General features: G+C 49.1%; 13 protein-coding genes and 1 pseudogene. 8 read left to right on the top strand and 6 right to left on the bottom strand.

Annotated elements, in window-relative coordinates; all coding sequences use genetic code 11:
• The first annotated feature begins 180 nt into the window (after window positions 1–180).
• Window positions 181–888, top strand: a complete 708-nt coding sequence (locus HV314_RS14820; protein ID WP_181545990.1) for a CTP synthase C-terminal region-related (seleno)protein — start codon at window positions 181–183, stop codon at window positions 886–888.
• 37 nt (window positions 889–925) lie between these two features.
• On the opposite strand, the gene HV314_RS14815 is transcribed toward HV314_RS14820, so the two are convergent.
• Window positions 926–2,113, bottom strand: a complete 1,188-nt coding sequence (locus HV314_RS14815; protein WP_181545988.1) for a CynX/NimT family MFS transporter — start codon at window positions 2,111–2,113, stop codon at window positions 926–928.
• A gap of 99 nt (window positions 2,114–2,212) precedes the next feature.
• Here HV314_RS14815 and HV314_RS14810 point away from each other — a divergent pair.
• Window positions 2,213–3,011, top strand: a pseudogene (locus HV314_RS14810) (AraC family transcriptional regulator).
• Here HV314_RS14810 and HV314_RS14805 read toward each other — a convergent pair.
• The 3 genes from HV314_RS14805 to dgcJ form a co-directional block, all read right to left on the bottom strand.
• Window positions 2,988–3,434, bottom strand: a complete 447-nt coding sequence (locus HV314_RS14805; RefSeq protein WP_016152803.1) for a DUF441 domain-containing protein — start codon at window positions 3,432–3,434, stop codon at window positions 2,988–2,990. The pseudogene HV314_RS14810 and the gene HV314_RS14805 sit on opposite strands and share 24 nt — an antisense overlap.
• A 137-nt stretch (window positions 3,435–3,571) precedes the next feature.
• On the bottom strand, window positions 3,572–4,075 hold the full coding sequence (locus HV314_RS14800; RefSeq protein ID WP_181545986.1) for a YbaK/prolyl-tRNA synthetase associated domain-containing protein: 504 nt from the start codon (window positions 4,073–4,075) through the stop codon (window positions 3,572–3,574).
• 44 nt (window positions 4,076–4,119) lie between these two features.
• The gene (gene dgcJ / locus HV314_RS14795; RefSeq protein WP_181545984.1) at window positions 4,120–5,610 is read right to left on the bottom strand and encodes a diguanylate cyclase DgcJ; all 1,491 of its coding nucleotides are present in this window, start codon (window positions 5,608–5,610) and stop codon (window positions 4,120–4,122) included.
• Between the two features lie 165 nt (window positions 5,611–5,775).
• Here dgcJ and HV314_RS14790 point away from each other — a divergent pair, with 165 nt between their 5' ends.
• Genes HV314_RS14790 through HV314_RS14780 form a run of 3 tightly spaced genes read left to right on the top strand, consistent with a single transcriptional unit; the run spans window position 5,776 to window position 7,644 of the window.
• Window positions 5,776–6,546, top strand: coding sequence for a class I SAM-dependent methyltransferase (locus tag HV314_RS14790; RefSeq protein WP_181545982.1), 771 nt, complete (start codon window positions 5,776–5,778; stop codon window positions 6,544–6,546).
• A 13-nt stretch (window positions 6,547–6,559) separates the two neighbouring features.
• Window positions 6,560–6,970 carry a hemerythrin domain-containing protein gene (locus tag HV314_RS14785; protein ID WP_019076609.1) on the top strand — a complete coding sequence of 137 codons (411 nt, stop codon included), beginning with the start codon at window positions 6,560–6,562 and terminating at the stop codon, window positions 6,968–6,970.
• Window positions 6,971–7,005: 35 nt separating this feature from the next.
• Window positions 7,006–7,644: a CatB-related O-acetyltransferase gene (locus HV314_RS14780; RefSeq protein ID WP_181545980.1), complete on the top strand. Its 639-nt coding sequence runs from the start codon at window positions 7,006–7,008 to the stop codon at window positions 7,642–7,644.
• A 75-nt stretch (window positions 7,645–7,719) separates the two neighbouring features.
• Here the strand turns inward: HV314_RS14780 and HV314_RS14775 are convergent, their stop codons facing one another.
• Both HV314_RS14775 and yeaG read right to left on the bottom strand, forming a co-directional pair.
• Window positions 7,720–9,003 carry a YeaH/YhbH family protein gene (locus tag HV314_RS14775; RefSeq protein WP_181545978.1) on the bottom strand — a complete coding sequence of 428 codons (1,284 nt, stop codon included), beginning with the start codon at window positions 9,001–9,003 and terminating at the stop codon, window positions 7,720–7,722.
• 123 nt (window positions 9,004–9,126) lie between these two features.
• Window positions 9,127–11,061 carry a protein kinase YeaG gene (gene yeaG, locus HV314_RS14770; RefSeq protein WP_016152810.1) on the bottom strand — a complete coding sequence of 645 codons (1,935 nt, stop codon included), beginning with the start codon at window positions 11,059–11,061 and terminating at the stop codon, window positions 9,127–9,129.
• A gap of 434 nt (window positions 11,062–11,495) precedes the next feature.
• On the opposite strand from yeaG, the gene HV314_RS14765 reads away from it, so the two are divergent.
• The 3 genes from HV314_RS14765 (at window position 11,496) to HV314_RS14755 (ending at window position 13,427) form a co-directional block, all read left to right on the top strand.
• On the top strand, window positions 11,496–12,242 hold the full coding sequence (locus tag HV314_RS14765) for a MipA/OmpV family protein (RefSeq protein ID WP_016152811.1): 747 nt from the start codon (window positions 11,496–11,498) through the stop codon (window positions 12,240–12,242).
• A gap of 578 nt (window positions 12,243–12,820) precedes the next feature.
• The gene (locus HV314_RS14760; protein ID WP_019076610.1) at window positions 12,821–13,063 is read left to right on the top strand and encodes a hypothetical protein; all 243 of its coding nucleotides are present in this window, start codon (window positions 12,821–12,823) and stop codon (window positions 13,061–13,063) included.
• Window positions 13,064–13,073: 10 nt separating this feature from the next.
• On the top strand, window positions 13,074–13,427 hold the full coding sequence (locus HV314_RS14755; protein ID WP_181545976.1) for a hypothetical protein: 354 nt from the start codon (window positions 13,074–13,076) through the stop codon (window positions 13,425–13,427).
• Window positions 13,428–13,454: the final 27 nt, after the last annotated feature.

Genomic DNA, 13,454 nt, shown 5'->3' with positions numbered 1-13,454 from the left:
AATCCACTGCTTTGATATATTTCGACACCTTTATTACGGTTAAATAAGATCGTAAAACGTGACAATTGTAACATTCTGCCCGTCCTGACTCCCAATTTAAGGGATTGTGATACCAACAAAAAATCGGTAGGCTGAGGCTCCTTATATTGTCCCTCATTGTCTGGACATAAGGAAAGCTTAATGGAAATTTCCCCGTTTAAAGATACGCTTCGCATTGCGCTGGTGGGTGATTACAGCCCTGATATTGTGGCGCATCAGGCCATTCCTCTTGCCATCGATGATGCCGCTGCCGTCCTGGAATTAGTGGCTGATTATGACTGGCTAACCACCTCTGATATTAGCAGCAGTGAAGATCTGATTGGCTATGATGCTATTTGGGTCGTTCCTGGCAGTCCATATCGGCACCTGGAAGGCGCACTGATCGCGATCCGCTATGCGCGTGAAAACAGCATCCCATTCCTCGGGACCTGTGGCGGTTTTCAACATGCGATTCTGGAGTATGCCCGCAACGTGCTGGGCTGGAGTGATGCTGCCCATGTGGAAACGGATACCACGGGGCGGATGGTCATCGCACCGTTGACCTGCTCGCTGGTAGAAAAAACGGATGATATTGAACTGAGGGCCAATACGCTGATTGCCAAAGCCTACGGACGGGGTGTTATCTCCGAGGGGTATCACTGTAACTATGGCGTATCGGAAGATTTTGCCGCCGAGCTTGAGAGCGGTGATCTTCGTGTGACTGGCTGGGATGAGGCGGGTGATATCCGTGCCATTGAGCTGGTGACGCATCCTTTTTTTGTCGGCACACTCTTTCAGCATGAACGTGGAGCGCTGGCGGGAAAACCCGTGCCGTTAGTTCAGGCAATGCTGCGCGCTGCACGAGGATAAAAAAACGGGCAGGTTATACTCAAACCTGCCCGCTGCATTATGCGCTTGCGATCTCCCGATTACGCCCTGCGCACAGACCAAACACTGCCATCAGTATCGCTAACACGGCGACCCCAGCTAATGGAATCAGCCAGCTACCATTGAGGTCGTGAATCTTACCCATCAGCGGTGGCCCACAGGCAGCCAGTAAATACCCGACGGACTGTGCCATGCCGGACAGGGCCGCGGCCTGATGCGCTGAGCTTGCGCGCAGGCCAATAAAGGTCAAACCAAGGATCATCGTGGCGCCTGAGCCAAAGCCAAACAGTAAGGTCCACAGCAAAGCCTGCCCGGGCATTACCGCGAATCCCGCTGCGCCGAAGGCGCACATTAACGAAACCAGTGCGGCGATGGCGCGCTGATCCTTAAATCTGTTCAGGACGAGAGGGATCAATAACCCCGGCGCGGCGGTTGCCAGTTGCAGTAAACCATGCAACGAACCGGCCTGCGCTTCGCTGTAGCCGTGGCTGATTAAAATGGCGGGTAGCCAGCCAATAATCACGTAGTAGATAAGTGAATTGATCCCGAGAAACAGCGTCACCTGCCAGGCGAGGCTCGAGCGCCAGATCGCGCGGGAATGCAAAGCGCGCGAGTTGCTCAAACTGGCATTGGCCGTCTGGCGACATTGGGGTAACCAGATAATCAGCGCCAGCAGCGGAAAGACCATCAGTACCATCAGCGCACCGCGCCAGCCAAACCCGTTCAGCGCCAGCGGAACCACAATAGCTGAACCCAGTGCCGCCGCTGCGCCCATAGTCAGCGAGTATGCGCCAGTGAGTTTTGCCACATGCTGAGCAAAATCACGCTTAATCAGCCCAGGTAACAGCACATTTCCCAGCGCGATTCCGCAACCAATGATAGCGGTGCCGCTAAACAGGAAACCTGGCGTGGGCAGAGAACGTATCGCAATACCAGCGCAAATCAGTAGCATTGCGGCAAACAGGCTGCGTTCGATACCCCAACGGCGTGCAACGGCGGCGGCCAGAGGCGATACCAGTGCGAAGGCCAGCAGCGGCAGGGTGGTCAGAAGTCCCGTCTGGGCGGTACTCAGGCCGTAGTCGGTGCGAATTGCATCCAGCAACGGGGCGGCACCGGTAAAGGTGACGCGCAGCGTGGTGGCAATCATCAGGATCCCCGCGATCAGCCAGGCTGCGTTTTTGCCGCGGGAGGAAGGCATATTTGTCATTTTTTTCTCATATCGTCAGGCGAGGCGATACTTTAGCGTTTTTACTCAATGGATGAATCAAGCTAAAATGACAGTTTATCGCTAAAAACGGACATTTTTATGTTAGGACTGAGGCTGGATGGGTATGAGCCCGACCTTTACCACGATGCGGCGGTGGCGTTTTGTATACAGGCCCGGGAAGATGAACTCTTCAGTCCGCTGCATCAGCACCGTAAGGGGCAGTTGATTCTGGCCTTGCATGGCGCGATCACCTGTGAGGTTGAAAATGCCATGTGGATGGTGCCTCCACAATATGCGGTATGGATCCCCGGTGAAATTCCACACAGCAACCACGTTACCGTTGGAGCGCAACTGTGCTTTTTGTTTATTGAGCCGCAGGCAGTCGTGATGCCTGAACGCTGCTGCACCCTGAAAATCGCCCCATTATGTCGGGAGCTCATTCTGGCGCTGGCGTCCAAAACGGATGATCAACGGCTGGAGCCGTCTACCCAGCGGCTGACACAAGTGCTATTTGATGAACTCCCGCAGCAGCCGCAGGAGCAAATGCAGTTGCCGGTTTCCGATCACCCGAAAATCCGCAGAATGGTCGCGACGATGGCGGGGGAGCCCGCGCAGTGGCAGACGCTGGGACAGTGGGCCAGCGTATTTGCGATGAGTGAGCGGAACCTTGCCCGTCTGGTCGTTAAAGAAACGGGGTTGAGTTTTCGCCGCTGGCGTCACCAGCTTCAATTGATTCTGGCGTTGCAGGCGCTGATAGATGGTCATAACGTGCAACAGGTTGCGCAAATGCTCGGTTACGATTCGACCACGGCATTTATCACCATGTTCAAAAAAGGCCTGGGACAGACGCCAGGCCGTTATCTGGCTGGACTGGCTACTGCTTCCCAACAATCAATGACACCAGACCTGCCGCAATGAGCGGTCCCACCGGCACACCGCGAAATAGCGCCACGCCCAGAACTGTACCCACCAGTAAACCGGCCACAAGCTGAGGCTGGCTACCCATGAGCGTGACACCGCGCCCGCCAAGCCAGGAGACGAATACCCCGATGGCAATAGCGACCAGTGATTTCCAGTTCACAAAGGAGTGGATGAGCGTGGAGGGGGGGAGCGTTCCGCTGGCGATCGGCGCCATGACGCCAATGGTTAGAATTATAATCCCGACGGTCAGGCCCTGTTTTTCTATCCATGGAAAGAAAGTATTCAGAGGGGTAACACGAACAATGATCAGCACCAGAATTGAAACAGCGACAGTGGTGTTGTGGCTGACAAAGCCCAGAGCTGCCAGTCCGAGCAGGATCAGCAGAGTGACATCAAACATCGTAGTTTCCTTGCCAAAAGAAAAAATAAGCCTGCTTACTGTACGCGTAAACGCGTGACGGAACAGGCTTTTTTTAATGATTATGATTTTTTTTGGGCTAATGCACGATGCTACGTTTTTACACCTGACTCGGGCGGCTATTGTACGCGGCGGAACGGGAGTAATTCCGGTTGCGCGATACGTAGGTAATCTGCGGTATCCATGATCACGGATTTTTCCAGCACTCCGGCATTGAACGCAATTTCATTAAAACGCTCAAACAATAGCGGATCGGCGACCAGCTTAAGCTTTGGATGGAAGCTAAACGGTGGGATAGCGCCAAATACGCAGCCAGTCAGTGCATCGACTTCCGCCGGGCTGGCAAGTGATGCTCTTAACCCGCCGATATGACTGGCTAACAGGCCCAGGTCGGCCTGCTGGTCGGCAGAAAGAATCGCCAGGACATGCTGATTAACGCCGTTGCCTTTGACCTTACAAACCAGCGCTTTTGCTCCCTGGCCCAGTGCGGTACCGCGAATTTCAGAAACCGCTTCACATTTGCCGACCGCTTCATGGCTTACCACGCGATACGTCGCGCCTTGTTCTGACAACAGCGAAATTAAACGCTGATGCGTTGCGTTACCTTTGTTCACTTCCGTCATGACTTACTCCTGGTACAACAATGAAAATCCTGTCAGAAAAATGATTACGCATCCGCGCGTTTTTTCTGTTTGTTCAGGTAGAGCTGTGCATCGGATGCTTTGTAGGCATCATCAATGGTGTCGTTTGGCTGCATATTATAAATCCCTGCGGAGAAGCTGATTGCTCTATCTTGCGCAATAATTTGTAAGTTATAGTGAATCCTCTCCAGCAGACGTGGCGTTAATTCAGCGGGGTAATCGATGAGGATAATGCAAAACTCATCCCCACCGAGGCGGATGGCATAGTCGTTTTTGCGAATCGAGGTTTGAATAGCTCTAGCCAGAATGGTGATAATGCGATCGCCTTCCTTATGCCCCAGCGTATCATTAATGACTTTTAGTTTATCGCAATCAATGGCGATAAAGGTCACGAGGGTGCCCGCGTTTACTAACTGCTGTAAACGCTGTTCGAGCGTCGGCGTTAAAATTTTGCGGTTGTAGAGCCCGGTCATCGCGTCACTGATATTTTCACGCGTGACGTTGTGATACAGCCGAAAATGCGTTCTGACCATATTCAGCAACAGTATTGTCGCCAGCAGATAAAAGGCGAATACTTTCCAGGAGGAGACAATAAAGTACATAAAATCAAGCGATAAGGTGATGCGTATACCGCCGGGCATGTCCTCCTGGTAGTGAACATAGCTAAACAGGTTGTTCTCACTTTGGTGAACGAGTATCTCTTTACCTGAGTTGATGTCCGAAAGCGTCACGTTAAGATAGCGCCAGACGAGAGGGCGGTCGCTGGTATAGAAAATATTCTTTAAATTCTCTTTGTTAATATCCACCATCACCACGCCTTTTAACTTACCGGCATAGTAGACCGGTGTTAAAAAGCTCATCACTTTTTTCTCGGTCAGGTTATCTTCATAAATACGGGAGATTACCGTGCGGCCAGTGAAAATACCGTCAATGTCATTCTGGTTGATACCCAGGTTTCCTTTTTGCAAAAACGACCAGTTGTGTATCGCAAATTTCCGCGAGTCGACCAGATCAAAGAAATAGACGTAGTTATTTTTGAGATCGACGTAATATCGAAATTTATACTCCTGCATACCTAAACCATGACCGTAATCTTTCTGCTCACGATTAACGTTTACCGCCCGGTCAAAAGAGGGCAGTAGAAATATGTCTTCAAGTTTCTCGCTACATTTTGTGGTGGGGGTTTGCAACGTACCGTGTAATGGTAGGTAGTTATGCTGGGTGAGGTTGAGCCCATGAGTGCCGTTAACGCTGTCGAAAGCGTTGCAAAGTGCTTTTTGTTGCTCGATAGAAGCGGGTACCTGGGGGGATGAAAATGTGCGCATCAGATGGGCTGCAATACTTTGATTAGTATACTTATCATAGAGAAACGATGAGTCGGCTTTCTCATTGATATAGCGCATGTACGCATTCATTGCTTTATCGCTGGCAATGAGCTCATAAACCAAAAAAGAAAATGTCAAAACAACTACGCTGACGGAGATAAAGAGCCTGAGCGCTTTATGATGCAATTGCATAATGATGTACAGCCCTGTAAGTCTGATACTTCAGTCTATCACACGGCATACATCCGCTCTAACGCTACTGGGAAGGGCATTTTGTAATAAAAATCATTCGCGTGCTTCACCTTTAATTCTTATTGTTGTATTTATAATGCAACTTATAAGGAAGGAGACAAGCAGATGAGCGCGACTGTTAAAGCGGGCCATACGTTCTTAGCCAGCCTGGGCAAAACCCGTCTGCGTCCGGGGGGCGTTGAAGCAACAGAGTGGTTGTTCAGCCAGTCACAGCTGACGCCCGACAGCCAGGTGCTGGAAGTGGCGTGCAACATGGCCACGACGGCGATAGAGTTAGTTCAACGTTTTGGTTGTACGGTATACGCCATTGATATGGATAAAATCGCACTGGCAAACGCCAGAAATAACGTGACGGCAAATGGTCTGGAAAATCACATTCACGTTATGGCAGCTAACGCTAACACCCTTCCATTTGCGGATAACAGTTTCGACGTTGTGATCAACGAAGCCATGCTGACAATGTATGCCGATAAAGCGAAGGCGAAGTTAATTGCCGAGTATTATCGCGTATTGAAGCCCGGCGGGCGTCTGTTAACTCACGACATTATGTTCACCGCACAAAAACTGGGCGCGGGCGAGCAGGGCCAGCTTGTAGAGGTAGTGAAATCAAACGTTAGCCCGATGACCAGACAAGGCTGGCGCGATTTATTTCTGAACGGTGGGTTTGCACAGGTCTTGCAGCAGAATGGCGATATGTCGCTGATGTCGCCGCGAGGATTAATTCGTGATGAAGGGCTGACTGGGGCGGTTAAAATTGTGTTTAACGGCTTACGCACACGCGAAAATCGTCGCCGGTTCCTGAAAATGTTTCGCTTCTTCCGTTCGCAACGTCACCAGCTAAACTACATTGCCTGCTGCTCCGTAAAGGGAAAATAAAAAGGATAAACGGATGAATATTGATAAAATGAAAAATCAGCATGTTGAAATTCTGGAAAAAATATCATTTCTACGTACGTTGAGCCATGCAGGCGTATCATCCAATGCCCAGGAAATTGCAACTGCGATCGTTAGCATGAGTGCCATTATAAAAACACATTTGTCTGCTGAAGATCAGTTCCTTTATCCACATATTGAGCAGGATGGAAATAGTACGCTCAGACAGGTTAGCTCAAAATTTAAACGTGAAATGACGGATATCGTCAGCGAATATGAAGTTTTTTCCCGGCGCTGGAATATTGCCAGTAAATTAAAAGGTAATGATGAGGCATTCAGACGTGATGCCAACAATGTTCTACGCAAAGTGTATGTGCGTATGCAAAAAGAAAATAAAGACTTCTATCCGCTGGTGGAAAGGATGTAGGGTGTTTTAAAACACAATGATAAAAGGATGGCGAAGTGTCAGAAAAACACTGGTCGAGAATGGAGTACCTTCATCAGACAGTGACCAACCCTAATATAGTTATTAAGGGTACGCATAGCTATTACAGTGACTGCTGGGATCATGGATTCGAACGTTCGGTGGTGCGGTATTTACTCGGTGATGAGATCAGCCGGGACTGGGAACCGCTTGGGCATTTGGATAAGTTGATTATTGGGAATTTCGTCTGCATTGGCGCTGAGAGCGTTATTCTGATGGGGGGAAATAGTACGCACCGGCTTGACTGGATCAGTCTTTATCCCTTTATGGCGTCGATCAAAGATGCCTACGAGTTTCGGGGTGACACGGTGTTGCATGATGGTTGCTGGTTAGGCATGCGCGCCATGATCATGCCAGGCGTTACGCTCGGGGAGGGCGCTGTTGTCGCAGCAGGTGCGGTGGTGACTAAAGATGTGCCACCGTATGCGGTAGTCGGCGGTAATCCGGCAAAAATAATAAAATATCGCCTGCCGGTGGGGGATATTGAACGAATACTGGCCCTTAATTTGTATCAACTTCCGGAAGAGTCGCTCGTGAAAATGCAACCGCTGTTGTCTTCTGGCAATATTTCCGCGCTCGAAGTGGAAGTGGCTAGCCTGAGACAAAATGCTAAATGACATAACATGTAGTCGAAACGCGAAGTCATAAAAATCAACCAGAGGAGATAACCTCTGGCTGATTTATGTATGTGGTTAGCTATTGCTGGTTGTACTTTGCTTATGAAACAGTTCGCGAAAGACCGGATAAATATCATCCTGGTCGCGGATATGCTGCATCGCAAAGTTTTCAAACGTTGATTGCAGATGTTCGTATTCACGCCACAAGGTCTGGTGCGCGCGGCGGGTGATTTCGATATAGCTATAATATCGCACCATCGGCAGCAGTTTTTTCGCCAGAATCTCATGACACAACGGGGAATCATCCGCCCAGTTATCACCGTCCGAGGCCTGTGCGGCATAGATGTTCCACTGGGCCGGGTCGTAACGGTCTTTTACCACTTCATCCATTAACTTCAGCGCGCTGGAAACAATGGTTCCCCCGGTTTCCTGAGAGTAGAAGAACTCGTGCTCATCCACCTCTTTCGCCTGGGTATGGTGGCGAATATAAACCACTTCCACGTTTTTGTAGGTCCGACTCAAGAACAGATACAGCAAGATATAAAAACGCTTGGCCATATCTTTGGTCGACTGATCCATTGAACCGGAGACGTCCATCAGACAGAACATCACTGCCTGGCTGGAAGGATCGGGCCGTTTTTCATAATTCTTGTAGCGTAAATCAAAGGTGTCGATAAACGGCACGCGTTCGATTTTTGCCCGTAGTTCGGCAATCTCTTTGCGTAACAGTTCCTCTTCCAGCAACTGCGCTGGTTCACTTTTTGCGATGGTTTCCAGATCCGCTTCGAGCGCATGCAATTCGCGACGCTTACCTGCCGTCATCGCTGTGCGGCGCGCCAGTGAGTTTTGCAGGGAGCGCACCACGCTGATGTTGGCAGGCACGCCGTTAGAGGTGAAACCTGCCCGGTGCGTTTTGTACTCCGTTAACTGACGCTGCTGATTCTGCTTCAGGTTAGGAAGTGCTAAATCTTCGAACAACAGATCGAGATATTCATCTTTAGAGATCTGGAAGACGAATTCATCCTGACCCTCGCCATCCTGGCTGGCCTGGCCTTGTCCGCTTCCTGAACCACCGCCGCCGCCCTGCGGGCGTTCAATGCGGTCGTTCTGCACAAAATGGTCGTTACCCGGATGCACGCGATGGCGCAAGCCGCCACGCCCCTGATGGAACATCGGTTCGCTAATATCATCAGTCGGAATAGAGACAGATTCGCCGCTATCCACATCAGTCACCGAACGCTTGTTAATGGCCTCGGAGATCGACTGTTTAATTTGCGATTTATAACGGCGTAAGAAGCGCTGGCGGTTTACCGTGCTCTTGTTTTTGCCGTTAAGACGCCGGTCAATAAACCAGGTCATAAGCCCCCCGTACTGCATTTGCCAACTTTATGCTACATCAGTAACGCCGGATGCGCTGAGCATATCCGGCCTACGGATGTGTATTGTAGGCCCGGCAAGCGTACGCGCCTCCGGGCACTTATTTTAAGACGATTTACGTACGCGCAAATACCATTCGCACAGTAAACGCACCTGTTTACGCGTGTAGCCTTTTTCCATCATCCGGTCGACAAAATCGTCGTGTTTTTTCTGCTCGTCAGTTGAGGTTTTGGCGTTGAACGAAATGACCGGCAGCAGCTCCTCGGTATTGGAGAACATTTTCTTCTCAATGACCGTGCGCAGTTTTTCGTAACTGGTCCAGTTTGGATTGCGACCGCTGTTATTCGCTCTGGCACGCAGAACAAAGTTGACGATCTCGTTACGGAAATCTTTGGGGTTACTGATACCCGCCGGTTTCTCAATTTTCTCCAGTTCTGAGTTCAACGACTCGCGGTCAAACAGCTGACCGGTATCCGGGTCGCGATACTCCTGATCCTGAATCCAGAAATCCGCATAAGTGACATAACGGTCAAAAATGTTTTGTCCATATTCGGAATAGGATTCGAGATAAGCCGTCTGGATCTCTTTGCCAATGAACTCAGCATATTTCGGGATCAGATAGCCTTTCAGGAACTCAAGGTAACGTTCTGCCAGCTCCTGCGGGAACTGTTCGCGCTCGATTTGCTGCTCCAGTACGTAGAACAGATGCACCGGGTTAGCTGCCACTTCGGCGTGGTCAAAGTTAAAGACGCGTGAGAGGATCTTAAACGCGAAGCGCGTGGAAAGACCGTTCATTCCCTCATCGACCCCGGCGTAATCCCGATATTCTTGATAGGACTTCGCTTTTGGATCGGTATCTTTCAGGCTTTCCCCATCGTAAACGCGCATCTTCGAGTAAATGCTCGAGTTCTCAGGCTCTTTCAGGCGAGAAAGAATGGTAAAGCGAGAGAGCGTTTCCAGCGTGCCCGGTGCGCAAGGCGCATGGGTCAGCTCACTGTGGTTAAGCAGTTTTTCGTAAATTTTGATCTCTTCGGAGATCCGCAGGCAATAAGGCACTTTGACGATGTAAACACGGTCAAGGAACGCCTCATTGTTTTTATTATTACGGAACGTCACCCATTCGGACTCGTTCGAGTGGGCAAGAATAATTCCGTTAAACGGCAGGGCAGAGATACCTTCTGTCCCGTTGTAGTTTCCTTCCTGGGTTGCGGTCAGCAAAGGATGCAGCACTTTAATCGGTGCTTTAAACATCTCAACGAACTCCATAATCCCCTGGTTTGAGCGGCACAGTGCGCCCGAATAACCGTAGGCATCAGGATCGTTCTGGGCGTGGTGCTCGAGTTTACGAATATCCACTTTCCCGACCAGCGCAGAGATATCCTGGTTGTTTTCATCACCAGGCTCCGTTTTGGCAATAGCGATCTGCTCCAGAATAGACGGCCAGACTTTGACAACGCGGAATTTTGTAATGTCCCCGCCAAAATCATGCAGACGTTTTGCAGCCCAGGGCGACATGATCGTACCGAGATAACGACGTGGGATCCCATACTCTTTTTCCAGGATCTGGGCGTCTTCCTGCGGGTTAAACAGGCATAACGGATGATCGTTTACCGGGCTACGCTCGCCGTTGGCGCTCAGGACATAAATCGGTACTCGCTGCATCAGCGACTTCAGCCGCTCAGCAAGAGATGATTTCCCCCCTCCCACAGGCCCCAGCAGATACAGAATCTGCTTCTTCTCTTCCAGACCTTGAGCCGCATGCTTCAAATAAGAAACAATCTGCTCAATGGCCTCTTCCATGCCGTAAAACTCTTCAAAGGCGGGGTATCGTGCAATCACCCGATTCGAAAAGAGTCGAGAAAGACGAGGTTCGTGGGCAGTGTCGACCATGACAGGCTCACCAATAGCCATTAATAGCCGCTCTGCCGCATTGGCATAAGCGCTGCGATCTTGCCGACAAGTGGTAAGAAACTCCTGCAGCGTGAACTCTTCGTCCTTGGCAGCTTCATAACGCTGGCGATAGTGATCGAATATATTCATGGTATGCCGTCCTTTCGTTTTTTTAGCACATGTTAAGAGCCGTTCATATGAATAGTAGAGGCCCCTGAAGAGGTAAACTGAACGACGTCGCTGCTGAAGAAATAAGCAACTCTCATGCCATTGTGGTGGTCAGGAGATCAACGTATTCGGTGATACACCTTCTAAAATTAAGCGTAGATGGCATTTGCAAAACTTGCCTGTGTGCGCAAATGAATTTCAATGGCATATCAATAACTCATCAGCAAAAAAAGCATATCTTTTGTAAATATATGGGGCAGGATTCATGCGGTGTTCACTGTCCTGCAAGCAAAATGTCATCACTCGCTGAGAAATTAGGGGGTTACATTCTGGGGCGAATCCGTAAAATAGTTGGGCTGAAGCGTATTGACGGTTAAACTTTGACCGCTACACATTTAAATAAGGAATTATTGACTGTGACCAAACTCAAACTTCTGGCACTTAGCGTGCTTATCGCCACTTCCGCTAACGTCGCACAGGCAGAGAGCAACCTGACGCTGGGCGCAGGCGTTGGTGTGGTTGAGCACCCTTACAAAGATTACGATAGTGACGTTTACCCGGTCCCGGTTGTGACTTATGAAAGCGATAACTTCTGGTTCCGTGGTCTGGGCGGTGGTTACTACCTGTGGAATGACGATACCGATAAGCTGTCGGTGATGGCCTATTGGTCGCCAATGTACTTCAAACCGGGTGACAGCGACGACAACCGTCTGCGTAGTCTGGATAAACGTAAGAGCACCATGATGGCTGGCCTTTCTTACATTCACAACACGCAATACGGTTTCCTGCGTACCAGCCTTGCAGGCGATACGCTGGATAACAGCAATGGTATTGTATGGGATCTGGCGTGGTTATACCGCTATACCAATGGCGGTCTGACGTTGACTCCGGGGATTGGTGTCGAGTGGAACAGTGAAAACCAGAATGAATACTATTATGGTGTTTCACGCCATGAATCTGCCCGTAGCGGCTTGCGTAGCTACGATCCTGAAAGCTCCTGGAACCCGTATCTGGAGCTTAGCGCAAACTATAACTTCCTGGGCAACTGGAGCGTGTACGGTACTGCGCGTTATACCCGTCTGTCTGATGAAGTGACAGACAGCCCGATGGTGGACAAATCCTGGACGGGTCTGATTTCAACGGGTGTTACCTACAAGTTCTGATGCCACTGCGTGTCAAACACTCGCCCGCAGAGATGCGGGCTTTTTTGTGCATATCAGAGATGAATATTGATCCAAAACATGTGATTTGATTTTTTGTGCTGTTTTGGCATTACATCGGCCGCAACAAATAGTTAACGTATTTTTCCTGCCGCAATTACCAAAATTAAACCTGTTGTTTGATGAGACTGAAATCTATTCGTTTGTGAATGGAAGAGTATCTGTACAGTTTCACGAATCATTGTTCTGGGAGAGTGATTTCTGGTTGCGCAATATATTGATAATATTCTATTTTATAATCACGGTATAATTTTATCGTGAAACTCTCGCCACTAAAAATAGCAAGATAACTATTTTATTATTTTTGTGTGACGATGAAAGTTAACTTTCATTTGAAAAAATAAAATCATTAAGTTAATTTTTATTTTACATCTTTTAGGTATTTATCTGAAAAAATTAAAATTGACATTAAATAAGCGATTGCAGATATTACTCCAACTTAATAAGTAAAGACAGTAACGCTGCATGGCTCAGATATTAAATGTCATGTGGTTTTCTTGCGAATAAACCTGGTAGAGATAATGAAAAAGTTAATCATGATAGCAGTGATGGGTGGGATTCTGACGGGATGTTCCACCGAGGCTTCACGCATGAGTGCTTGCGAAAGCAAGGGCGTGAGCCGCGATGCCTGCTATATCGCTGAGCAAAACCGTCAGGCGACAATCAATGCCGTAGCTGAAAAACAAGCTATGGAGAACGCGCAAAACGTATATAACTCAAATGATACTAATTCCAGTCATCACCACAAACACAATAATTATTAAGGTGTAACTTATGAAGAAATTAATAATTATCGCTGTACTGGTCGCAACATCTGCTGCTGCACCAGCCTATGCCATCAGCGAGGCTTACCGTCAGCAGTTACAGCATGAACATAAAACGATGGTCAGCGATGCTAATGCTCCGGTGCTCGCCAGTAAAATCACACCCGTGCATGTGAATAAACTGGGCGTAGACTTTAAACGTGGCGCTGATGGTATTGCTTATATTAATGGCAAAGCGGCGGCAAATGATGAGAACAATGCAGACGCTCAGTCTTATAGCGCGGGCTTGATTTCCGTCATCGTCTATAAAAACGGGAAAATTAACGCGATGAAAGAAGGGAAATATTTAGGTCGCTTAAAATAACCGCAGTGCAGTTAAGATTTTCTGTCA

The organism is Citrobacter sp. RHBSTW-00887, assembly GCF_013728095.1.
In the GTDB taxonomy this organism is placed as follows: Bacteria; Pseudomonadota; Gammaproteobacteria; order Enterobacterales; family Enterobacteriaceae; genus Citrobacter; species Citrobacter braakii.
This window is presented reverse-complemented; position numbering and strand designations above follow the sequence as displayed.